The following is a 23048-nucleotide window of genomic DNA, read 5'->3' as shown; positions in this document are numbered from 1 at the left end:
TTAGCTAGTTGTCACTCTCTAATCCTGCAAATTGGCATACTATACTGTCTTAAACGACTTATAAGCGCGTTTCAGCTTATATAGGTAAAAACCCAGAATGTTGTGAAGACATAAGGTGCACATAGTGCAAAAAATTAAAAACAAGACGCCAACTACGTTGTTTTCTTGCTGTTTAATCTGCACAGATGAAGATAACTGAATACCTTCACTATCATGATAAGGGGGCTGGCGAGGTTTGTCAAGTAAGTTTTTACATCTAATTTATAGCTCCCTGCATGATACCACGTATTATCTATACCAAGGTGTTCTTCTTGTAGATATTATACCAACAATTCACTATTTTTTTTATGTCTTGTGGTTTAGTTTCTGGACCTATACTGATTCTAATTGAACACTCTGCTTGCTCTTTTGTTGCCCCCATTGCAAGCAAAACATGGGAAGGCTCAACTTTTCCAGAAGAACATGCAGAACCATTACTAACTGCAATATGATTCAAGTCAAAATGCATGAGCTGCACATCACTCTTTACTCCTGGCATATAAATAAAACTTGTGTTTGGCAGCCTCTTAGAATTTTTACCGAAGATTCTTATATCACTGGCAAGATTTAATAATTCACACTCTAATTGATCGCGTAGCTCCTTTACTTCATCCATTTTTGATAGAAGGTCTGGAATATTTTGCAGTGCAGCAGAAAGGCCTGCAATCGCAACAATATTTTCCGTACCACCACGAAATCCCTTCTCTTGTCCACCACCTATTATAATAGGTTCTATCGCAAGTTCTTTATTGAATATTAAAACTCCATTGCCTGCTACACCGCCAAATTTATGGGCGGATAAAGTGAGTAAATCCACTCCTAAATCTTCCATATTAACTTTAATTTTCCCAACACTTTGAGCAGTGTCAGTGTGGCAAACTGCTCCAAATTTGTGTGCTATTTTAGCTGTTTCCTTAACAGGCTGAATAACTCCGGTTTCATTATTTGCCATCATAACTGAAACTATTGCTTTGTTTCCTTTAAGTTCGCTTAGAATTTTTTCTAGCTCTAAAAAGTCAACAATGCCCTCCAGATTAACGGGTATTATATATGGATTACATGCAGAATTAAGAATTGAAGGATGCTCTATAGCTGAAATTACATGCAGATAGCCTGCTATTCCTCTCATAACAAGGTTATTCGCTTCAGTCGCACCAGACGTAAAAACTATTTCTTTATCACTTGGAACACCAATAGCATCACGTATGTTATCTCTTGCATCCTGAAGAATCTTCCTCGCTTCTTGTCCTCTTTTATGTAGTGATGATGGATTGAGCGTTTGTTTTAATAAGACCTCAAATATACTTTTTTTTACATTTTCACTAATTGGAGCAGTTGCATTGTAATCAGCATATATGCAACCATTATTTTCTAAAGAGAATGGACTCATCTGTCACTTAAATAAGTTTACCATCAACTATAGCCATAACTATGTACGTTAGCTTTAACACGATAAAAAATTTATTGCAAAAACAGCGAAATTAATACATAATTAATAATTCATGTCATCAATACCTGTCAAGCAGGTTTTTGTTAGGAGTTACCATGGTAGAAGTTTTTTTGAATAATGCAACAAGAAAGATAGAAGGTGAATACCACCAAAGCAAAGATGCCAACGCGCCGGTTGTGCTGGTTTTACATCATCACCCTCAATATGGTGGTAATATGGGTAGTAAAATTGTACATAGTATATATACGTCTTTTATCGATAACAATTTTTCTGCATTGAAAATTAACTTTCGTGGTGTGGGAAAATCTACCGGAACTTTTGATAAGGGTATAGGAGAATTAACTGATGCTGCGGTAGCTATTGATTGGCTTCAGGAACATAATCCTAGCAACGTTCCAATTTGGATCGCTGGTTTTTCTTTTGGAGCATGGGTGGCTATGCAGCTAACAATGCGTCGCCCTGAGATAGTGGGTTTTATTGCTCTTTCTCTTCCGGTAACTAAGTACGATTTTTCTTTTCTTTCTCCCTGTCCAGTTTCTGGGCTTGTAATACAAAGCAGTAACGATACAATCTCAGAAGAAAGCGATGTAACAGAATTAGCAAAAAGGTTAATAAATTCAGTAAAAAGTGATCACATGAAATACCATATAATAGACGATACTAATCACTTTCTAAGGGATAAAGAAGAGGAAGTGACTCAAATCATAGATGGTTATATAAAACTGCGCTTAAACAGTGCAGCTATTTCTTCTCAAAAGGTCAAAAAAGAGGTAAGGGTAAAAGAATATGCCTAACCTTTACAAACAAGAGAAATGAGTGTAGTAATATAAATGAAAAGGTTTTGTTATGTTTAAAAAGCTATTATTTTTTGTTTTAGCTGTGTTTATGTTATCGGGGTGTTCCCTAAATAAACAGCGTAAGTTAAAAAGTCCGTGTATAAAAAGCAATGAAAGCGTTTCATGCGAGTTGTACTCTGTTAATGATCATTGGTTAGATAAGTATAAGGCATAGAAATTGTGCTATTTTTCCTATTCACAACTTCACTAATGATCGATCTCTCAATTGGAAAATGCAGTCTGCCTTTTCTGCAAGGAGATGATTGTGCGTTACTATAAGCATAGAGCTGTTATTTTCCTTTGCGTATGAATGTAGCAGTAAAAACACGTTAAAAGAATTTGTTGGATCTAAATTTCCTGTCGGCTCATCTGCAAGTAAAAGCTTTGGAGAATTTATAATGCTTCTTGCAATTGCAATCCTCTGCCTTTCCCCACCCGAAACTTCAGATACCATGCTACTTGCTTTGTTTTCCAGACCAAATTTTCCCAACATTGCTTGCGAATTTTTTTTTGCTTCAGCTTTGCTTTTTCCTGCAATGAGTTGAGGAAGCATAATATTTTCCAACACCGATAACTCTTGTAACAAATAGTGAAATTGATAAACAAAACTAAGAAAATTTCTTCTTACATGGGTTTTATGCTTATTATTAGCTTGTGTGCAATTTATTCCATCTATCGTAACTATACCTGAAGTTGGCTTGTCCAATAAGCCTGCGATTTGCAATATAGTTGTTTTTCCTGCACCTGAATTGCCAATCAGCGCTACTACTTGCCCTCTTGTGACACTTAGGTTGATGTCTTTTACAACAGCAGAATTATCCTTGAAGCTTTTATCTACAGAAGTTAGTTCTAGAGCTACATTATCATCCATGTTTAAAAGACCCAGAAGGCATCTAAATTTTGGAAACCGAAAAACTGTTACCACAACCACATTGAGACTTAGCAAAGGCATTCTTTATTTGAAAACCAGAACCACTGAGATCCTCAGTATAATCTATAACTGAGTTATTTAAAAATTTTGCTGAACAATTATCAACCATTAATACAGGGTTTCCATTTTCATCATTAATTACTATATCTTTACCTTTTTCGCTAAAACTGGAGTGGCTTCTATAGTCCTCACTTTCTTCATAGTCATCATCTTCATCTTCGTCATCAAACTCATCATCATAATCATCATCTTCATCATCCAAAGATAGATTTTTATTCGTTTGATCCATAAGAAAATTGTATTTGAAGCCAGAACATCCACCACCTGAAACTGCAACCCGCAAAACGGAACTCTTATCTCCTTCCTGCTCTGCAAGAGAGTGGATTTTTTTTAGTGCATTATCAGTTAAGTTGATGTTGTAATTTGTTGACATAGTAACCACCGTTTATTATTGATAATTTATTATAGTAGAAATTTTACATGTCAAACAATAATTTTCTATTAAATTATGCATGCTTTCCAAGCAAAACAAAAGGGAGATACTTCAAAGAGCCAGAAGATGAGAATCGCAGCTGCTTTCAGCGTGATAGAGATCGCATTGTTCACTCTAATGCGTTTAGGAAATTGGAGTACAAAACACAAGTTTTTATCAATTATGAGCACGACTACTATCGCACTCGGCTTACTCATAGCTTTGAAGTTGCACAAATTGCAAGGTCCATTGCGCGTAGACTTAGCTTAAATGAGGATATCACTGAATGCATAGCGCTCGCACATGATCTTGGTCATTCTCCATTTGGTCATGCAGGTGAAGATGCTCTAAAGAAATCAGTTCAAGATTTGAATCTTGATAATGAGAAGTATGAGTTTGATCATAATGTTCAAGCTATAAGGATTTTAACTTATCTTGAACAAAAACATGCTGATTTTGATGGTATGAATCTAAGTTGGGAGGTGGTTGAAGGGGTTGCAAAACATAACGGTCCCTTGCTTGGTCAAAATGCGGAGTCTTCTACAAATAATCAGCTGTTATTAAAATATAATGAAAAATATGATCTAAAACTTGAGGAATTTTCAAGTATTGAAGCGCAAGTTGCTTCAATTGCCGATGATATTGCTTACAGTGTTCACGATCTTGATGATGCACTCAGAGCAAATTTAGTAACCATCGAAGATTTGCTGAATGTCCCTTTAATTGGAAAAATGTTTAAAGACGTAAGGAGCGGATATTCAGAATTGCCTCAGAACAAACTCATACATGAATCACTGAGTGGAACTATAGGAACTATGATAAGTGATGTTGTTTCTCAGACTGAAAGAAATATTGAAGATCACAAAATAAAAAGCGTAGAAGACGTAAGAAGTCTAAATAAAATGCTAGTCACATTTTCACCAGAAGTTGCGAATGCTACAAAAGAAATGAAAAGATTCAACATGGAGAAAATATACAGAAGCTATAAACTGAGTAGAACGATGAACAAAGCAAAACGCATAATACAGGAACTTTTTCAATGTTTTTATGAAAATCCAGGATTACTTCCCACAGAGTGGAGCAAACTCGCTTGTAAATCTCAGCGTTCAGTAATAATATGTGACTATATCTCAGGTATGACAGATAGATTTGCCATACACGAGCACAGAAGAATTTTTGATACCTCCTATGAAATGACTTCTTTCTAATGACAGATGATCACTTCATGTCAATTGCATTAAAGCTTGCAGAAAAAAGTCTTGGAAATGTTGCACCAAATCCTGCTGTTGGGTGTGTTATTGTAAAGGATGGTACAATTATTAGTGAGGGATATACAGGGATCGGTGGACGTCCGCATGCAGAGGTAATCGCTTTGCAAAACACTAAAGATTCAACTCATGGTGCAACTATATATATCACTCTTGAGCCATGTTGTCATCACGGAGTCACAGGGCCTTGCACTGCAAAAATCATAAAAGCTGGCGTAAAAAGGGTAGTAATTGCAACTATTGACCCAGATAGTAGAGTTTTAGGTGGAGGCATTAAAGCTCTGAAAGAAGCAGGAATTGAAGTTGAGCAAGGTATTATGCAAAAAGAGGCAGAAGAACTGAATGTCGGTTTTTTAACCACTAAAGAATTACATAGACCATTTATAGCTTGCAAAATCGCAACAACTCTTGACGGAAAAATCGCAACATTTACAGGCGATAGCAAATGGATAACAAGTGAGGATACAAGAAATTGGGTGCATGAGCTTAGAGCAAAATATGATGCAATTATGATTGGCAGCAATACCCTCATTAATGACGATCCACTTTTAACTTGCAGATTACCAGGGCTTGAAAATAGATCGCCAATAAGGCTAATTATTGATAGCCAGGAAAAATTGCAGGAAGAGCATAATATTGCAAAGACTGCAGATAAAGTAATAACTTGGGTAATCACAAATAAGGAAGTAGAGAGAAAAATAAAAAACATTAATTATTTGATAGTCAATTCAAATCACAAACCTCCTGTTATTCCAACGCCTTCTCCTGTCATCCCAGTGCCCAGAAACTGGGATCCAAAAAACTTCAAGCAATTGCATAATGAAAACTGGTCACGCGCTGGAATGACATCGGAACCTGATGTTATCGGCAAAGTCTGCCTAAAAGACATGGCATCAAAACTTGTTTCAGAAGTTGGTATAACAAGGTTATTAGTTGAAGGTGGAAGAGTATTAATCACAGAACTATTAAAGTGTAATTTAATCGACAGGTTGATAATATGCCGCAGTGGTAAAATTCTAGGTAATGATGCCACTCCTTTTGTAGGAGATTTAGGGATTCAATCCATCAATGAATGTTATCGGTTCAAAAAAGCAGAGATAATAGAGTTTAGTGAGGATGTAGTTGAGATATGGAATAGATTACCTTAACCTTTACATATTCAAATCAAAGGAAAAAGAAAGAGGTAGAAAATCTACCTCCTATACAATTTATTATGCTGTTTTTTCTTGGAACTTATCTGTAAATATTTGCATAACTTCAGGTTCTTGTATCATAGTTTTAAGTACTTCTTTATCAATTGTACCGTCAGGTCCTTTATCGCCAACTGGTCCTTTTTCACCAATTGCATTCATTTGCTGATATGAAACATAAGCTGCTGCAGCAGAATATATAGCTGCAATAAATAGAACTGCAATTCCAGCAGGGCTAGCAACAAGTGCTAAAGATGCAGGGCCAGCAATTACTTTAGTAGCAATTAATATTGCTGTTATTGCTCCCGCTAAAGATGCAACTGCAACTAAACCTTCAATACTCATTTTTGTTATATGTGCAGTGTTTTCCCACTTCCATATAGTTTGATCTTTATCTGTAGTCATAATAGTCCCCTTATAATAAGGCTAATAAAAAGATTAAGTGTGTGTTAATAGATGCATGTTAGTCAAGCTATTTTTTACATTATTATTTAAAGTATATATTTCAAGCTGCTTTCTAAACTGTCACCAATTGTATATAATTAACATATGAAACATGGTTGGCTGAATCTTGATAAACCAATAGGAATTAGTTCTGCACAAGCTGTAACTCAAGTTAAAAAGATCTTTGGAATTGAGAAAGCTGGTCATCTGGGAACACTTGATCCTTTAGCTTCAGGTGTGTTGCCAATTGCTCTTGGCGAGGCAACAAAAACTATACCGTATTTATCTTGTGACTTAAAGGCATACGATTTTACAATAAAATGGGGCGAACAAAGAACAACGGATGATTTGGGTGGTGATATCATTAGAACTAGCGATATAAAACCCGAATATAATCAAATAAATTGTGCAATTAAAAATTTTGTTTGTGAGATCAAGCAGACTCCTCCTCAATTTTCAGCAATAAAAATCAAAGGAGCAAGGGCGTATAAATTAGCAAGAAGTGGGCAAAAGGTAAATATAAAACCCCGACAAGTCAAAATACATGAACTGAAATTGATATCTGTGGACACCATAAATAATAGTGCAGATTTTTCTATGATGTGCGGTAGTGGTGTGTATGTGAGGTCAATTGCCCGGGATCTTGGCATTGCACTGAATTGCTTTGGACATGTTACAAAATTAAGAAGAACCATGGTAGGTGATTTTAGAGAAAACGAATCGGTGACAATTGGACAGCTCGCTGAAAGAAACACAATAACTTACTCTCCGATAACAAAAGGTGATACTGGAGTAATAGAAGGTACAGGGAGTAATGTAAAAAGTTTCATCATTCCCATTGAATCGGCTTTAAGATCGATGTTCAAAGTTGAAATTTCCCCAGAAGATGCGGGGAAAATCAGAAAAGGTCAGGAAATTGTATTAAATAACTTGCGTAATTTAAAGAATTATGATATTTGTTATACGATAGTGGGTAGTGTACCTATTGCAATCTGCAGTTTTATTTATGGTTGTGTGAAACCTATTTGTGTTTTTAATATTTAAAATGAGGTTTAGATGTCGATAACATCCGAAAAGAAAAAGAGTTTGATAAATATATATGCAATTAAAGAAGATGATACAGGTTCATCTTTTGTACAATGTGCAATTTTGACTGAGAGGATCAGCAACTTAACTGAGCATTTTAAAGTGCACAAGCATGACCATCACTCTAAGCGTGGTTTACTTATATTGATAGGTAGAAGACGCAAGCACTTAAATTATATAAAGCGTAAATTTGGCAATGAGGCCTACCAGGAATTAATAGAGAAGTTAGGCATTAGAAAATAATCGAGGAATTTAGTATGTTTAAAATTATAAAAAAATCTATAGAGTGGGGTGGTCGTGCCTTATCTTTAGAAACAGGAAAAATAGCACGCCAAGCTCATGGTTCAGTAGTTGTAAATTACGGTGATACTTCTGTTTTAGTAACTGTTGTAAGTAAAAAGAAGGAAGAAAGCGTTGATTTCCTACCTTTAAATGTACAGTTTATCGCAAAAAGCTATGCCATGGGTAAGATCCCTGGCGGCTTTTTTAAGAGAGAAGGCAAGCCATCTGATAGAGAAACTTTAATTTCAAGAGTAATAGATAGAAGTATAAGACCACTATTTCCAGAAGGATTTAATGATGAAGTTAGTGTGGTGTGTAATCTATTAACTTATGATACAGTCAATCCTCCTGAAGTGCCAGCATTGATTGGTGCTGTTGCAGCTCTTGCGATTTCTGGTGCTCCTTTTCACTTTACTATAGCTGGAGTGATAGTTGGTTGTGATGAAAATAATAACTATATACTCAACCCTTCTGTTCAAGAGATGAAAGCAAGCAGTTTGGATCTGTTTTTGTCTGGTGATGAAAATTCGATTTTAATGGTTGAGTCAGAAGTGAAAGAGCTCTCTGAAGAAAATGTTCTTAATGCAATAAAATTTGGCCATGTACACCTTAAACCTGTCATTAAGCTCATAAAAGAGTTTGCTGATACAGTTGGCAATAAGCCTGAGAGCTTTGCTCCTGTTGATACATCAGATATAACACAAGAGCTCGAAAAATACGGTAAAGATTTTGAAAAAGCATATTCGCAAACAGTAAAACAAGAGCGAGTTCAAGCTCTAGAAGCGATCAGAGAGAATATATTGAATACTCTTAAAGAGACTGGAAAAGATGAAAAGTTAATTATGTATGCAGTAAAAAACTTTGAAAGATCTTTAGTACGTAAAATAATTAGGAAGAAAGGTATAAGGATAGACGGTCGTAAGCATGATGAGATACGTCAGATAGAAGTTGAAATTGATGTTCTGTCCAGAACTCACGGTTCTGCACTATTTACAAGAGGCAATACTCAGGCGCTGGTTGTTACTGCTCTTGGCACTACTCAAGATGAGCAAATTGTGGATGATATTGAAGGGGATAGACGTGAGCATTTCATGTTGCATTATAACTTCCCCTCATTTGCTGTTGGAGAAACTTCTGCTGCACGTGCACCAGGAAGAAGAGAAATCGGTCATGGCAAACTTGCTTGGAAAGCAATTCATCCTGTTTTACCTGATAAATCTGAATTCCCTTATACAATAAGAGCAGTATCTGAAATTATGGAATCTGATGGTTCTTCTTCTATGGCAACAGTTTGTGGAACTTCTCTTGCTTTAATGGATACGGGTGTGCCAATAAAGGCCCCTGTTGCTGGAATTGCTATGGGTCTCATTCAAGATAAACACGAGTATGTAATACTTTCCGATATATTGGGTGATGAAGATTATCTTGGTGATATGGACTTTAAAGTAGCAGGAACTAGTGAAGGGGTTACGGCGTTACAAATGGACATGAAAATTTCTGGTATAAGCTTTGAGATTGTTGAAAAATCTTTAGAACAGGCAAAAGCTGGAAGATTACATATTTTAGAAAAAATGAATGCAGTGATTTCAGAACACAGTGATGACGTCAAAGACCATGCACCAAGGATGTTATCATTTTACATAGATAAAGACAAAATTTCTGCAGCTATTGGTGCTAAAGGAAAAAATATACGTAGTGTGTGTGAAAGAAGTAATGCAAAAATTGAAATAGGAGATGATGGTAAAGTTTCTGTTTTTGCCACGAGTGGCACTGAAGCTGAAATTGCAAAGAGTATGATGATTGATTCAATCACAGAACTAGAACAAGGTTCTATAGTTGATGTCAAAGTTGTAAAAATAGAGAAGTCTATTGTAGAGCTTGAATTTCTTAATGGCAGAAAAGGAAAAATGCACATAAGTGAAGTAGCTAATGAACACATAGATTCTATAGAGAGCATACTTAAACAAGGTGATACTTTCAAAGCACTAGTAATTAACTTCGAAAAAGGTGGATGTTCAAAGTTGTCAAGACGTCGAGTTGATCAAGAGACGGGAGAGTTTTTTGAAGGTGAGCTTTACAACGAGGAAAGGAAAGATGGGCCAAATGACAGGGATAATTATTACAATAATTCATTTGATAGGAAACCTGGAGAAAGTCACCATAAGAGGCCTTCTCGTCCTCGTTCTGGTTTCAGCAACAGAAATAGGCCGAAATTTGGTAATAATGATTCATCATCAGGCTTTTATTAAGAGTAAACTTCTTGCGTTACCTCTTGTCATCCAAGTAGCTTGACTACTTGGACCAGAGGCTTTTTCAAATTGGTAGATAATAGAAATAATTTGTGTTAATTAGCTAAAGATCTTAGGTTTGCCAACATTCCGCTACGTGTTAGCGGCTGAGATACCGTACACAACTATACGAACGTTGTAGTTTGGGCCACCAGTGGGCAGTGCCCAGACACTGGTTCTATGCAACTTAATTAAAAACGTTTGTTTTAGGGTAAGACAACTACCTTTAGCTCATCTGCTCAGTTATAAGCAAAATTTCTGGTTCCAGACTGGAATGACACCATTTGCTGTCTTCAAAAATGAATGTTCGTACAGTTGTGGGCGGTATGACATAGGGAAACCTTTCTTGGGTTAGCTATACAATGCTAATAAGTGGCGAATAGTTGGTAAAACTAAGTCACTTTAGCTAGAGAATGACAGAAAGGGTTTGCATTAGCCAAATTTTTAGTTGAGGTAGCATAAGAGGTTAAAGGAAAAGCTTTGTGTTAATGGATTCATTTCAGGTATAATACAGATAATACCACAATACTTATAAAATGGATCATGTTGTTAATGCGTATAATAGACTTGACACTTCTATAGTCAGGGGAGAAGGGGCATATCTTTTTGATAAAGATGGTAAAAAATATTTAGATTTTGCTGCAGGTATTTCTACAACTTCTTTAGGGCATTGTCATCCATACATTACAGACAAACTGAAAGAGCAATTGAGCTCACTATGGCACTGCTCTAACATTTTCACTATTCCCGAGCAAGAAAGGCTTGCTGAACGTTTAACAACCTTTACTTTTGCAGATAAAGTTTTTTTCTGCTCAAGTGGGCTTGAAGCAACAGAAGCTGCAATCAAGTTTATTCGCCGTTACTTTTATTCAAAAGGGCAAGCAAAACGTAATCGTATTATTACAATTGAAGGAGGGTTTCATGGACGCAGTATTGCTGCAATTTCTGCTGGAGGCAGTGAAAAATCACGCGAAGGTTTTGCTCCGCTTCTTTCTGGTTTCGATAAAGTGCCAAGAAATGACATTAAAGCATTAGAAGAAAAAATCAATAATGAAACAGCTGCTGTGTTTCTAGAGCCCATACAAAGCGAAGGTGGGGTATATCCACTAGACGTAGAATGTCTTCAAAAAGTAAGGAAAATAACAAAAGCTCAAGGGATAATTTTGTGCTTTGATGAAGTGCAATGCGGATATGGACGCATCGGTTCTTTATTTTATTATCAAAATGTCGGCATTGAACCTGATATGCTAACTTGTGCAAAAGCTATGGGTAACGGTTTTCCTCTAGCTGCATGTTTAGTAAAAGATTATATAGCAGAAGCAATCACTCCAGGAACTCATGGATCAACCTATGGTGGCAATCCACTTGCCATGACTGTTGGTAATGCGGTACTCGATATAATGCTAAAAGAAGGCTTTTTTGATCATGTTAAAAGAGTTAGTAAATATTTAAAAGAAAAGCTGTTGCCTTTAGCTAAAGAATTTCCTGAGATGATTTCAGAAGTTCGTGGAGAAGGGTTACTAATGGGAATAGAACTAGCAACTCCTGTAGCTGATAAAGTTATTAGTCGATCTTTTGATAAAGGTTTAATAATAACTAGGGTTTCAAACAACAAAGTAGTAAGGATAACCCCATCACTTATCATTGAGGATGAGCATGTGAATGCGGCGTGTAATATGCTTTATGATTTATTTTTTAAGATTAAAGATATATAAAATTCGGCAATATAAGTTCAGGCTTGCAAAGGCCTTTCATAATATGTAAAATTAATTTTGTTTTTTATCACAGTAACATTATACTTTAATGGATTGGTTATTGGTCTTAGTATCATCAGTAATTTTTATTTTGTTAATTTTATCGTTTTTGTTCTCAGGAGCAGAAATAGGCTTAACCTCAATTAGCCGTTCTCGAGTTAATAAGCTAAAATTAGACGGTAACAAAAAAGCCAGGATAATAGACCGCTTATTAAATAGGAAAGAATTAACAATAGGAACGGTATTGCTCGGCAATACAATTATTAATATTACTTGCTCTGCTTTATTTACAGCAATATTTATCAATCTTTTTGGAAATGAGGGCATTCTCCTATCAACAATTATAATGACATTTTGTATTTTATTATTCTGCGAAGTTCTGCCAAAAACTTATGCTATTCAAAATCCTGAAAAATTTGCATCATTTTCTGCTTATTTTGTATTGTTTTTTGTAAAGATTTTTTCTCCATTGACGCTAGGTATTCAATTTATTGTTAACCTCATCCTGAAATTATGTGGGCTGCATAAAGATAAGGAAGTAATATCTGCAGCGGATGCAATGCGTAATATGATTACCCTTCACCGCAGTGAAGGAACTATGTTACAACAGGATTTAGATATGCTAAGCAGCATATTTGATTTGGCTGAGACAGAGATATCACAAATTATGACCCATAGAAGAAATTTATTTTCTCTTGATATAAATCGAAGTAAAGAAGAGTTAATAAGGGAAATTTTAACTAGCAGTCATAGTAGGATACCTTTATGGCAAAAAGAACCAGATGATATTATCGGTGTAATTCACGTGAAGGGTCTAATAAATGCCTTGCATGAAAAGAATAATAAAGCGGAAGAAGTTGACATTACCCAAGTTATGTCAAAACCTTGGTTCATACCGGAAAGTACGCCGCTTAGTGTACAACTTCACAATTTCCGTAAGAATAGGAAACACTTTGCACTTGTTGTTGATGAATATGGAGCATTGCAAGGAATTGTAACTCTTGAAGATATACTGGAAGAAATAGTTGGAGAAATTTCGGATGAACATGATTTGATCACGGAGAATTTCATAAAGAAAATATCTGACAATATGTATCACATAGAAGGAAAATCTACTATTAGGGACGTTAACAGGCAGTTACACTGGGATCTCCCTGATGAAGAAGCTACAACTCTAGCAGGTATGATTGTGAATGAAATAGAGCGCATTCCTGACGAAGGCGAGGAGTTTTCCATGTATGGTTTTCGCTTTAAGATTTTAAAAAAAGATAAAAATATTATTACTGTTGTTGAAGTGCAAGTAAAAACTGGTAATACTAGTAGCAGCAATTAATTAGTGGAGTTTCATGGAAGATACAGTAAAAATAACGGCTGAAGAGTTGAAGGGTTACATAGAGAGAATCGAAAAACTTGAACAAGAAAAGAGGGATGTGCAAGATCACATTCGTGATGTATATGCAAAAGCCGCAGATGAAGGTTGGGATATAAAAGTGATGAAACAAATTATTAGGCTGAGGAAGATGGATGATGATGACAGAGAGGAACAGGAAATATTGCTTAATACCTATAAACGTGCATTGGGAATGAACTACGAAGAAGAGTTAAGTGAATAGCAGAATTGTAATTGGAATAAGTGGAGCGTCTGGTTCTATTTACGGTGTACGCATCTTAGAAGCGTTAAGAAATATTAATAGATCTCTTATCCAAGTAGCTGACACTGGGATCCAGGGAAAAAGAAATATAGATTCCAGCGTCACGCGCTGCAAATTTGGTTATGAAACTCATTTAGTGATCAGTCGTGCTGGAAAAACAACTCTAGCTCATGAGATTAAAGAAAAACTTGAAGATATTACATCACTTGCAGATTTTTATTATTCTGAAGAAAAAATAGGAGAAAAAATAGCAAGTGGCTCATTTAAAACCTTAGGAATGATTGTAGCACCATGCTCTATGAAGACAATGTCTGAAATTGCATCAGGTGTTACTTCCAATCTATTGACAAGGGCTGCAGATGTAACGCTAAAAGAAAGAAGAAAATTAATTCTTATGGTGCGAGAGTCACCATTACATCTTGGGCATTTACAAAATATGTTAAAATTAACGGAGATGGGAGCAATAATTGCTCCACCAGTGCCTGCTTTCTATATTAAACCAAAATCGTTGGATGATATTATTAATCATTCTGTTGGCAAAGTATTGGATTTATTTGATATCAAATTACCTGACTTTAAGGAGTGGCAAGGAAGTGACAATTATTATTGATGGTAAAAAAACAGCAAACGACCTATGTGAGAGGCTATCACAAAAAATTGATATTTTAAAGAGAGAGTATAACATTTTTCCTTGCCTGAAAGTAATTCTCGCGGGCAGCAATCCAGCAAGTCAGGTTTATGTTCGCAACAAACAGAAAAAAGCAGAATCAATAGGCATAAGTTCTGAGACCATTGTTTTGCCTAATAATATTTCAGAAGATGAATTGATTGAAAAAATCAATGAGTTAAATGAAGATCGATCTGTGCATGGCATTTTAGTACAGTTGCCTTTACCAAATCATATTAATGCAAGCAGAGTAATTAGCGCAGTAAGTATTGAAAAAGATGTAGATGGCTTCCACGATGAAAACGTTGGTAGATTAGTGAAAGGTGAAAAAAACTGCCTTATACCTTGCACTCCTAAAGGTTCTTTGCATTTAATTAAATCAATTGAAGAGAACCTTTCCGGTAAAAACGCAGTGGTGATTGGTAGGTCAAATATCGTGGGCAAGCCAATGTTTCACCTATTGCTGCAGGAAAATTGCACTGCTACCATCTTGCACTCACAGAGTCAAGATTTAGCTGAATATTGCTCTAAAGCGGATATAGTAGTTGCAGCAGTCGGAAAGCCAAATTTTGTTCAAGCAGACTGGATAAAGAAAGGGGCAATAGTGATCGATGTTGGCATAAATAGTGTTAATGTAGGAGAGCTTGTAGGTGATGTTGACTTTGAGGGAATAAAAGGGAAAGCCAAAGCTATTACCCCAGTACCCGGAGGCGTTGGCCCAATGACAATTGCATTTCTAATGATGAACACTGTCATTGCTGCTTGCTTGCAGAAGGGAGTTGATGCTTCTAATTTCATTAGTTGAGGTATGAAGAGGAAAGCTATATAAAGATAGAATGTGCCACATCTCACAATTAATAAAAAATTGAGATTTTTGAGATTCCTCAGTAGTCAAGTTTATTAAATATTTAGGATCATCATCATTCTACCTTATCCAAAGCCATTTTATACCTTTTTATCCCTTCTGGGGTAACCTTTTTTCAGTTAGCTATAGGTATAAAATAATGGAATATGTCTCTCCATCATTCAACAGCAATCACAGTATGTTTTTACAAATTTGAAAATTAGTGTTAAATAAAAATATAAATGCAAAAGGAAAAGAAATGATTGAACTTAAAGGCCAAGAAATTTGTGCAGGCGGAAATAAGAAAAATTTGATTATTTTTTTACATGGTTGGGGCTCAAGTGGCGATAATTTCATTCACCTTGCTAAAGTTATGAGCAAGTTTTTACCCGAGTCATATTTTGTAGCACCCAATGCTCCGTTTGAAAGAGAAATAGGTGATGGTTATCAGTGGTTCAGCTTGGAAGATCGTAGTGAGGAAGCGCTATATAATGGAGTAAAAAATGCTACATCAATTGTAAATCATTTCATTGATACAAAATTAAAGGAGCTTAATTTAAAAGATACGCAACTTTCCTTAGTTGGATTTTCTCAAGGAGCAATGCTTGCAATACATACAGCTCTCACCCGCTCTCAATCATGTGCATCAGTTGTTGCATACTCTGGTAGGTTTCTTTCACCTTCAAAAACTGCACCAGAGATCAAGTCAAAACCTAACATATGTGTTGTCCATGGTGATGCTGACGATGTGGTACCTTTTTCGTCTCTTGACTTAGCGGTTAAAGCTCTGAAAGAAAATGGGGTAAATGTTGAAGGGCACCCAATTCATGGATTAGGGCATATTATTAATGAAGAGGTGATAAAATTAGGAGTAGAATTTATCAAGAAGAATTTTAAAAATTAATTTTCATGCACTTGTTTTGCTTTGGTTATGGATATGTGGCTAAATCTTTATCGAAAAAACTGCTGAACTTAGGTTGGAAAGTCAGTGGCACATCAAGAAGTAAAAATATACAAAATGTAATCCTCTTTAATTATGAGAAAGTTAGTCAAGATCTGCTTAAAAGCGCAACGCACGTTTTAATTTCTATTCCTCCAGATGGTGATGATGTTATAGAGAGATATGGTGATTGCCTGCAAAATGTTAAATGGTTTGGTTATTTGTCTGCAACTAGCGTTTATGGTGATTACTCTGGTAATTGGGTGAATGAGGAATCTGAAACAAAACCTATAGAAATCAGAGGGAAAAAGCGCCTTAGATCTGAAAAGAAGTGGCTGAATAGCAAACTGCCTGTACATATTTTTCGTTTAGCTGGAATATACGGTCCTGGTAGGAACGTGTTAATTGACTTGCAGCTTGGCAAAGCAAAAAATGTGAAAAAAGAAGGGCATTTTTTTTCTCGTATTCACGTTGAAGATATATCGAACATTCTATTTTCTTCTATGCAAAGCATAAAACCTGGTGAAATATACAATTGTGCAGATGATTCACCCACTACACAATCTGAAGTGATAATGTATGCAGCCAAACTTCTCAATGTTAGTCCTCCAGAGCCAATTGAGTTACCAGATTATGCACAGAGTTTTTATTTAGGATCAAAAAAAGTAAGTAATGTTAAAATTAAAAAAGATCTTAATGTCTCTCTAATTTATCCTAACTACAAGGTGGGATTAAAGAGTTTGCACGTAAAAAAAACTGAAATCACATTAGAATGATAGATAGGCCTATTGTTTAGTTCTGTAATTGTGTCCGCTCAGACTAATGTTCTCTAGGTGAGATCGTGGAGTATTCGTTGCAGTATTTGGCTGTTCAATTACGCTAGTTGGTATAATACTTCTATTTCTTTCAAAATTTCCATCTCGTACAGCTTCCAGAACGCTTTTTCCTCCTAAAAGACAGTTTTCTCCTAAATTTTTTCCCTTATCTTCATCTTCTAACTCGTTAAGCCTTGCTTCACTCTCCTTATCAATCTTTACTTCTATTTCATTACTATTTTTCTTAGGATTTAGATGAATACTGATTTTTCCTGCTTCACTATCAAAAGATAATATTACACCTTGCTTAAGAACATCCAGATAATTTCTTTTTCCGTTGTAGCTTTCAATTCTTACTATACTTTTCCCAATTTGCAGTATACCAACTCTTAAGTTTAAACTTTTATTCTTTTCATTGCTTAGGATTTTTGCAACTTTAACAGTACTATCTTGTGGATATTTTATACAAAAGCACTCATTATCTATCTCTACTTTTAATTCTAATTTGTCCTTTTGAGCTTGCTCATTTTTGTTTACAATACTTTCATATGCTACATTTTTAGATCGTTTTCAATTTTCTTACATTCCGCAAAGAGATCATTGACATAATCAAAATCAGAAGTTACATGTCCTAGCTCACCACCATCGAAAAGACCTCTTTCTACTTTCCCACCTTTTAACAATAAATCCCTAATGGTGCTTCTTATAATGTCTAAATTACTATCTTCCAGTACTTCATTCGTGTTGTCATCATCTTGATCTTCATTGCCATAGGAAACATCCTGACCTCTCAGTGCATGTGCTTTACTGCTAGGGCATAGGCCTTCATTATTGATAACATCTATTATTTCTTCAAACATCAAATTTGTTACAGTTCTATAACGATCACCATAACATGAATTTAGTCTTATCCCTTTCCCTAAATATTTATTTGTTATGTCTCGAACAAGCCTTAAAGCACTCCCTTTGTTATTTTCTTCTTCCACCTTTTTCATCTCCTTACAAAATTCATCAATCAGCTTCTCTTCATTTTCAGTTAATGGTATTTCTAGATCCATTAAAAGTGAGCCACCTTCCGAAAAATAAGAATAATCTGAACTACAGCTCGAATTTGAGTCCCAATCACTTGGTTCAGTAAGGCGTCTATCAGCGGAACTATCATCTGAATCATGATCACTAGAGTTCTGTAGTTGATTATCACTTTCGTGTTCATCTGTTTTGTTTGACAAATCACTGCGAGAGAACTCCATCGGATCTTTTATATTACTTCCAAAACTTTGTTGATCTATTGTTTGTTGCTTTTTTATCCCATCAGTCATGTTATATAACCATTAATTCTTTGACAAATACTATAATACATAGGCAAGTCAGTAAAGAAATTTGACTTACATTCCTCTACCACGATTTCGAGATAGAGGAATGAATTATTTTAGTTTTGATATTAAAACGTTTTGTATCTGCTGTAATGATTTCACTTCCAATTTGCTATTCTTTACATATTGAATTGCAAGCGCTAACGCTTTACTCCCAGAAGCTGTGGTGCTATAAGCTATATTTTGCAAAATAGCAGTTCTGCGAATATCTTTGCTATCTGAGACTGACTTTACACCTTTTGAGGTATTGATCACTAGATTTATTTTTCCATCTTTGAGCATATCAACTATGTGGGGTCTGCCTTCTCTCACTTTATTTACAGCTTTTGCAGCAATGCCGTTATTGTTCAGATACGAAGCTGTGCCTTTGGTGGCATATATTTCAAAACTCAGTTCTTTCAACATTCGTGCAACAGGCAATATATACTCTTTATCATCATCTTTTACTGAAACCAGAGCTGTTCCTTCTGTTGGTAACTTGTATCCTGCAGCCATGTGCACTTTTGCAAGTGCAGCTTCGAAAGATGAGTCAATTCCCATCACTTCTCCTGTTGATTTCATTTCAGGACCAAGTAAAGTATCAACTCCTGCAAAGCGGGTAAATGGAAAAACAGCAGCTTTAACTGCAAAATGATTGAAAGGCTTGTTTTCCTGATTCAAAATTTTACCCAAAATAACCTGAGTGGCAAGCTTTGCAATAGGAATATTGATTACCTTGGAAATAAAAGGAACGGTTCGACTAGCTCGTAAATTTACTTCAAGTATGTATACATCACTCTCTTGAACAGCAAACTGAATGTTTATCAGACCTTTCACTTCTAGTGCAAGAGCTATTCTTTCAGTTTGGAGCTCGATCTCTTTTATTACTTCGTCACTCAATGTATTTGTCGGTATTGAGCATGTTGAATCGCCAGAGTGGATACCAGCTTCTTCAATATGCTCCATGACCGCTGCAATGAAAACTTTTTCCCCATCACACACAGCATCAACGTCAACCTCGACTGCATTGACTAAAAATTTATCAAGAAGAAGCGATCCGTGTTCAAAAATTTTGGTTTGATTCAAGACATACTCTTTAAAGCTCTGAGTATCATGTCTAATTGACATAGACTGACCGCCGAGGACATATGATGGCCTGACTACTAGTGGAAACCCCACCTTTTCTGCGTTGGTTAACGCTTCTTCTACTGAATGGCAGATAGAACTTTCAGGTTGTTTTAAATTAAGTTGCAAAGCAAGGTTTTTAAACCTCATGCGATCTTCTGCAAGGTCAATAGAATCAAACGAAGTTCCCAGAATTTTGAAACCTCTCTCGTTAAGCATTTTGGCTAACTTTAAAGGTGTTTGACCACCTATTTGAACTATTACACCAACCAGTGTGCCATTTTCTTGCTCTTTGCTTAGTATTTCAAGCACATCCTCTGCAATCAGTGGGGCAAAATATAAACGATCAGCGGTATCATAATCAGTTGAAACGGTTTCTGGATTACAGTTAATCATTATTGTTTCATACCCCATTTCTTTGGCAGCAGAAGCTGCATGTACGCATGCATAATCAAACTCAATACCTTGACCAATGCGATTTGGACCACTTCCTAAAATGACAACCTTTTCTCGGTCAGAAACATCTGCTTCGCACTCCATTCCCTCTGTCATCCGAGTAGCTGACACTGGGATACATTCTTCCTTGTCTCTGGTCACGCGCTGGAATGACATCATTGTGTTACCCTCATAACAGCCATACATATAAGCAGTGCTCGATTCAAATTCAGCTGCACAGGTGTCTACACGCTTATAAACTTGTTTAATGCCAAATTTTTTTCTTATTTCTTCAATTTGCTCTACTTTCTTATTGCTTAATTTTGCCAATCTTGCATCTGAAAACCCCATTTTTTTCAGCTCTAACATTTCATATGCAGTTTCAGGAAGGCCGTTTTCCTTGATTTTTTGTTCAGCTAATATAATTTGCTGTATATTCTGCAAAAACCATAAGTCATATCCTGTAATCGAATTTATTTCTTCTATGCTTATTCCATGACGCATTGCGTCAGCAGCAATCAGTAATCTGTTTGGCAGCAATTTTGCTAATTGAGATTTAACATCTGTGTCTTCAGAAAACACTTCATCAAGCCCTGTAAGACCAGTTTCAAGTGAACGGAAAGCTTTCTGTAGTGACTCATTAAAAGTGCGGCCTATAGACATCACTTCCCCCACTGATTTCATGGAAGTTGATAGTTCACAATTCGTCCCCTTAAACTTCTCAAATTCAAAACGAGGAATTTTAGTGACGATATAATCAATCACTGGTTCAAATGCAGCAGGTATAACTGGAGCGCAATCATTACGTATCTCATCGAGTGAATAGCCGATAGCAAGTTTAGTTACAACTTTTGCAATAGGATAACCTGTTGCTTTTGAAGCAAGTGCAGAAGAGCGAGAAACCCTTGGATTCATTTCAATCACAACGAGGCTTCCATCTTCTTTAGGATTCACTGCAAACTGCACATTTGCACCACCGGCGCTAACATCAATTTCTCTCAGCACTGCTATAGATGCATTTCTCATCTGTTGGTATTCTACATCACGCAGAGTCAAAGCAGGAGCAACCGTGATACTATCCCCAGTGTGTACTCCCATTGGATCAATATTTTCTATCGAACAGACTATTATGCAGTTATCTTTACAATCACGGATAACTTCCATCTCATATTCTTTCCAGCCGATAATTGATTCATCTATCTGAACTTCATTTATTGGCGAAATTTTGAGAGCACTTTCTGCAATATTGAAAAACTCCTCTTTATTGTATGCTATGCCGCTACCTGCACCACCAAGGGTGAATGACGAGCGGATGATTGCTGGTAATCCAATATAATCCAAAGCCTTTCTTATTTGTTCTTGATTTTTTATAATGATACTTTTGGGGTATTTTAGCCCTATTTTATCCATGGACTGACGGAATAACTCTCTATCCTCTGCTTTTTTTATTGCTTCTCTATTTACCCCTACTAATTCTACATTGTATTTGTCTAACACTCCATCATCTGCAAGTTTTATTGCACAATTAAGTGCTGTTTGCCCGCCCATTGTTGGTAATATTGCGTCTGGCCTCTCCTTAATTATAATTTTCTCTATGATTTCAGGCAGCACCGGCTCAATATACGTCGCATCAGAAAATTCAGGATCTGTCATTATAGTTGCAGGATTGGAGTTAACCAAAATGACTTTATAACCTTCACTTTTTAATACTTTACAGCTTTGCGTTCCGGAATAATCAAACTCGCATGCCTGACCTATAACTATTGGGCCTGCTCCTATTACTAATATAGATTCTATATCTGTGCGTTTTGGCATAATTACAATAACGATTTCTGTTCAAATAATGTTACCAATCTTTCCTGTATATGTGAATTTTTATTAAACCTATTAGCAACTACTTTTAGGCTTAACGACTATTATGACCTTACCCAGAAAAAGTAGAGAGGAAGTTAAGACGTTTTTGTCATGAAAATGATGCATCAAATTGTTCAGGGATGCAATAGTTAATAGTAGAATGACGTCGTTGTTTATTATAAAAAATTTCAATGTATTCAAATATGGCAGTTCTAGATTGTTGAGCAGAGTGTTGTGAAGGATCAATAAGTAGCTCTCTTTTGAGTGAGCTGAAAAAGCTTTCTGCAGGTGAGTTATCATAACAACAACCCTTATGACTCATGCTAGAGATAATATTTTTTCTATTTAATAAGAATTGGTGCTTTTTAGAAGTATATTGTGACCCTTGATCACTATGAAACAGTAGATCTTTGGCGGGTTTGCGTTTATTAACAGCCATAAATAAAGCATCTATAATTAATTGTTTATCCATTGGACTACTCATTAACTACCATACGTGAATATAAGTCAATTATTGCTGCCAAATATAGCCAGCCTTCTTTGGTTTTTATATAAGTAATATCAGTTACCCATACCTTATTGGGCTGGTCCGTAGTAAAATTTTGATCCAGGATATTTGGAGCTATAATCCTACTGTCTGTTTGCTGTTTTTTAGTTTTGAATCTTCTTCTAAGCTTAGCTTAAATGCCATTTTTTTGCATTACATCTTGCACTGTTTTGATGTTATAATTTTTGCCTAAAGCTTTTAGTTCAGCATGGATTTTAGGAGCTCCGTACCTGCATTGTGATGCTTGATATATTTTTTGAATATCTGCTAGAAGCTCCTCTCTTGCTAATTCTTTATTGCTTTTCTCCTGAGCAACCCATTTATAATAACCACAAGCAGATACATTTAAAAACCTACATAACTCCTGTATTTTATAGCTGCTTCTATGCTCTTTTATAAAAGAATATTTTACTCCTTTTGGCTGGCAAAATATCCCAGGGCTTTTTTTAAAATGTCTCTTTCCCTAGTTATTCTTGCTAACTCTTTCTTTAAGTCAAACCTTTCTTTGTCATAAGTAGCTAACTTTCCTTTGCCTGGAAATGCATCTACTCCTGACATTTTTTCATTATATTTTCTTACCCATCTGCTTAATAAATCTCCACTCATGCCTAAATCTCTTGCTATTTTTGCTGACGGTTGACCTGTTTCTCTTACTAGTTTTATTGCTTCCAATTTAAACTCTATTGTATATTCCCTTCTGTTTCCCATATTACACCTCTTTGAAAAAACGTTCTATTTTACTTCAAAAACGTCTTAACTTCCTCTCTACTTTTTCTG

At 35.8% G+C, this 23048-nt stretch carries 19 protein-coding genes and 1 pseudogene; 13 read left to right on the top strand and 7 right to left on the bottom strand.

Annotated elements, in window-relative coordinates:
- Nucleotides 1–292: 292 nt before the first annotated feature.
- Nucleotides 293–1429 carry a cysteine desulfurase family protein gene (locus OZD70_RS00835; protein WP_275020243.1) on the bottom strand — a complete coding sequence of 379 codons (1137 nt, stop codon included), beginning with the start codon at nucleotides 1427–1429 and terminating at the stop codon, nucleotides 293–295.
- 155 nt (nucleotides 1430–1584) lie between these two features.
- Between OZD70_RS00835 and OZD70_RS00830 the strand changes: the two genes are divergently transcribed.
- Nucleotides 1585–2283: an alpha/beta hydrolase gene (locus tag OZD70_RS00830; RefSeq protein ID WP_182183275.1), complete on the top strand. Its 699-nt coding sequence runs from the start codon at nucleotides 1585–1587 to the stop codon at nucleotides 2281–2283.
- Between the two features lie 238 nt (nucleotides 2284–2521).
- On the opposite strand, the gene OZD70_RS00825 is transcribed toward OZD70_RS00830, so the two are convergent.
- Both OZD70_RS00825 and OZD70_RS00820 read right to left on the bottom strand, forming a co-directional pair.
- Nucleotides 2522–3196 (bottom strand): ABC transporter ATP-binding protein, encoded by a 675-nt coding sequence (locus OZD70_RS00825; RefSeq protein ID WP_275020241.1) that lies wholly within the window; start codon nucleotides 3194–3196, stop codon nucleotides 2522–2524.
- Nucleotides 3197–3218: 22 nt separating this feature from the next.
- A complete protein-coding gene (locus OZD70_RS00820) occupies nucleotides 3219–3689 on the bottom strand; it encodes a HesB/IscA family protein (protein ID WP_275020239.1) in 471 nt (156 codons plus the stop codon).
- A 47-nt stretch (nucleotides 3690–3736) separates the two neighbouring features.
- Here OZD70_RS00820 and OZD70_RS00815 point away from each other — a divergent pair, with 47 nt between their 5' ends.
- Together OZD70_RS00815 and ribD are read left to right on the top strand one after the other, a co-directional pair.
- A complete protein-coding gene (locus tag OZD70_RS00815; RefSeq protein WP_275020237.1) occupies nucleotides 3737–4936 on the top strand; it encodes a deoxyguanosinetriphosphate triphosphohydrolase in 1200 nt (399 codons plus the stop codon).
- Nucleotides 4936–6144: a bifunctional diaminohydroxyphosphoribosylaminopyrimidine deaminase/5-amino-6-(5-phosphoribosylamino)uracil reductase RibD gene (gene ribD, locus OZD70_RS00810; RefSeq protein WP_275020235.1), complete on the top strand. Its 1209-nt coding sequence runs from the start codon at nucleotides 4936–4938 to the stop codon at nucleotides 6142–6144. Before OZD70_RS00815 ends, ribD begins: the two co-directional genes overlap by 1 nt.
- A gap of 63 nt (nucleotides 6145–6207) precedes the next feature.
- Here the strand turns inward: ribD and OZD70_RS00805 are convergent, their stop codons facing one another.
- On the bottom strand, nucleotides 6208–6591 hold the full coding sequence (locus OZD70_RS00805; protein WP_182183265.1) for a hypothetical protein: 384 nt from the start codon (nucleotides 6589–6591) through the stop codon (nucleotides 6208–6210).
- Nucleotides 6592–6735: 144 nt separating this feature from the next.
- On the opposite strand from OZD70_RS00805, the gene truB reads away from it, so the two are divergent.
- The 10 genes from truB to OZD70_RS00755 all read left to right on the top strand — a co-directional run bounded on the left by truB (nucleotide 6736) and on the right by OZD70_RS00755 (nucleotide 16919).
- On the top strand, nucleotides 6736–7674 hold the full coding sequence (gene truB / locus OZD70_RS00800) for a tRNA pseudouridine(55) synthase TruB (protein ID WP_275020232.1): 939 nt from the start codon (nucleotides 6736–6738) through the stop codon (nucleotides 7672–7674).
- Nucleotides 7675–7686: 12 nt separating this feature from the next.
- The gene (gene rpsO, locus OZD70_RS00795) at nucleotides 7687–7959 is read left to right on the top strand and encodes a 30S ribosomal protein S15 (protein WP_006279944.1); all 273 of its coding nucleotides are present in this window, start codon (nucleotides 7687–7689) and stop codon (nucleotides 7957–7959) included.
- Nucleotides 7960–7973: 14 nt separating this feature from the next.
- Nucleotides 7974–10247: a polyribonucleotide nucleotidyltransferase gene (gene pnp, locus OZD70_RS00790; RefSeq protein WP_275020230.1), complete on the top strand. Its 2274-nt coding sequence runs from the start codon at nucleotides 7974–7976 to the stop codon at nucleotides 10245–10247.
- A 575-nt stretch (nucleotides 10248–10822) separates the two neighbouring features.
- Nucleotides 10823–12001, top strand: a complete 1179-nt coding sequence (locus OZD70_RS00785) for an aspartate aminotransferase family protein (protein ID WP_275020228.1) — start codon at nucleotides 10823–10825, stop codon at nucleotides 11999–12001.
- 88 nt (nucleotides 12002–12089) lie between these two features.
- Nucleotides 12090–13373: an HlyC/CorC family transporter gene (locus OZD70_RS00780; RefSeq protein ID WP_182183259.1), complete on the top strand. Its 1284-nt coding sequence runs from the start codon at nucleotides 12090–12092 to the stop codon at nucleotides 13371–13373.
- Nucleotides 13374–13386: 13 nt separating this feature from the next.
- Nucleotides 13387–13653 carry a DUF2312 domain-containing protein gene (locus OZD70_RS00775; protein ID WP_275020227.1) on the top strand — a complete coding sequence of 89 codons (267 nt, stop codon included), beginning with the start codon at nucleotides 13387–13389 and terminating at the stop codon, nucleotides 13651–13653.
- Complete coding sequence (locus OZD70_RS00770) at nucleotides 13646–14302, top strand: UbiX family flavin prenyltransferase (protein WP_275020225.1); 657 nt, start codon at nucleotides 13646–13648, stop codon at nucleotides 14300–14302. The genes OZD70_RS00775 and OZD70_RS00770 overlap by 8 nt, the downstream gene beginning before the upstream one ends.
- Nucleotides 14286–15164: a bifunctional methylenetetrahydrofolate dehydrogenase/methenyltetrahydrofolate cyclohydrolase FolD gene (gene folD, locus OZD70_RS00765; protein ID WP_275020223.1), complete on the top strand. Its 879-nt coding sequence runs from the start codon at nucleotides 14286–14288 to the stop codon at nucleotides 15162–15164. The genes OZD70_RS00770 and folD overlap by 17 nt, the downstream gene beginning before the upstream one ends.
- Before the next feature lie 298 nt (nucleotides 15165–15462).
- On the top strand, nucleotides 15463–16107 hold the full coding sequence (locus OZD70_RS00760) for an alpha/beta hydrolase (RefSeq protein ID WP_182184204.1): 645 nt from the start codon (nucleotides 15463–15465) through the stop codon (nucleotides 16105–16107).
- Between the two features lie 5 nt (nucleotides 16108–16112).
- A complete protein-coding gene (locus tag OZD70_RS00755) occupies nucleotides 16113–16919 on the top strand; it encodes an SDR family oxidoreductase (protein ID WP_275020221.1) in 807 nt (268 codons plus the stop codon).
- A gap of 590 nt (nucleotides 16920–17509) precedes the next feature.
- On the opposite strand, the gene OZD70_RS00750 is transcribed toward OZD70_RS00755, so the two are convergent.
- The 3 genes and pseudogenes from OZD70_RS00750 to OZD70_RS06060 all read right to left on the bottom strand — a co-directional run bounded on the left by OZD70_RS00750 (nucleotide 17510) and on the right by OZD70_RS06060 (nucleotide 22979).
- Nucleotides 17510–18277, bottom strand: coding sequence for a hypothetical protein (locus tag OZD70_RS00750; RefSeq protein WP_275020219.1), 768 nt, complete (start codon nucleotides 18275–18277; stop codon nucleotides 17510–17512).
- A 105-nt stretch (nucleotides 18278–18382) separates the two neighbouring features.
- Entirely contained in the window at nucleotides 18383–21685 is a 3303-nt protein-coding gene (carB, locus tag OZD70_RS00745; protein ID WP_275020217.1) for a carbamoyl-phosphate synthase large subunit, read from the bottom strand.
- Between the two features lie 148 nt (nucleotides 21686–21833).
- Nucleotides 21834–22979 (bottom strand): annotated as a pseudogene (locus OZD70_RS06060) (IS3 family transposase).
- Nucleotides 22980–23048 lie beyond the last annotated feature (69 nt).

Origin of the sequence: Wolbachia endosymbiont of Drosophila tsacasi, from assembly GCF_028982115.1 — a bacterium.
In the GTDB taxonomy this organism is placed as follows: domain Bacteria; phylum Pseudomonadota; class Alphaproteobacteria; order Rickettsiales; family Anaplasmataceae; genus Wolbachia; species Wolbachia pipientis_B.
This window is presented reverse-complemented; position numbering and strand designations above follow the sequence as displayed.

Bases quoted from the DNA above. Each gene is read 5' to 3' on its own strand.
- OZD70_RS00760 (WP_182184204.1), top strand. From the start codon at position 15,463: ATGATTGAACTTAAAGGCCAAGAAATTTGTGCAGGCGGAAATAAGAAA.
- OZD70_RS00825 (WP_275020241.1), bottom strand. From the start codon at position 3,196: ATGGATGATAATGTAGCTCTAGAACTAACTTCTGTAGATAAAAGCTTC.
- OZD70_RS00830 (WP_182183275.1), top strand. From the start codon at position 1,585: ATGGTAGAAGTTTTTTTGAATAATGCAACAAGAAAGATAGAAGGTGAA.
- pnp (WP_275020230.1), top strand. From the start codon at position 7,974: ATGTTTAAAATTATAAAAAAATCTATAGAGTGGGGTGGTCGTGCCTTA.
- OZD70_RS00815 (WP_275020237.1), top strand. From the start codon at position 3,737: ATGTCAAACAATAATTTTCTATTAAATTATGCATGCTTTCCAAGCAAA.
- OZD70_RS00780 (WP_182183259.1), top strand. From the start codon at position 12,090: ATGGATTGGTTATTGGTCTTAGTATCATCAGTAATTTTTATTTTGTTA.
- OZD70_RS00775 (WP_275020227.1), top strand. From the start codon at position 13,387: ATGGAAGATACAGTAAAAATAACGGCTGAAGAGTTGAAGGGTTACATA.
- OZD70_RS00835 (WP_275020243.1), bottom strand. From the start codon at position 1,429: ATGAGTCCATTCTCTTTAGAAAATAATGGTTGCATATATGCTGATTAC.
- OZD70_RS00785 (WP_275020228.1), top strand. From the start codon at position 10,823: ATGGATCATGTTGTTAATGCGTATAATAGACTTGACACTTCTATAGTC.
- rpsO (WP_006279944.1), top strand. From the start codon at position 7,687: ATGTCGATAACATCCGAAAAGAAAAAGAGTTTGATAAATATATATGCA.
- OZD70_RS00820 (WP_275020239.1), bottom strand. From the start codon at position 3,689: ATGTCAACAAATTACAACATCAACTTAACTGATAATGCACTAAAAAAA.
- truB (WP_275020232.1), top strand. From the start codon at position 6,736: ATGAAACATGGTTGGCTGAATCTTGATAAACCAATAGGAATTAGTTCT.
- OZD70_RS00755 (WP_275020221.1), top strand. From the start codon at position 16,113: ATGCACTTGTTTTGCTTTGGTTATGGATATGTGGCTAAATCTTTATCG.
- OZD70_RS00750 (WP_275020219.1), bottom strand. From the start codon at position 18,277: ATGACTGATGGGATAAAAAAGCAACAAACAATAGATCAACAAAGTTTT.
- OZD70_RS00805 (WP_182183265.1), bottom strand. From the start codon at position 6,591: ATGACTACAGATAAAGATCAAACTATATGGAAGTGGGAAAACACTGCA.
- ribD (WP_275020235.1), top strand. From the start codon at position 4,936: ATGACAGATGATCACTTCATGTCAATTGCATTAAAGCTTGCAGAAAAA.
- carB (WP_275020217.1), bottom strand. From the start codon at position 21,685: ATGCCAAAACGCACAGATATAGAATCTATATTAGTAATAGGAGCAGGC.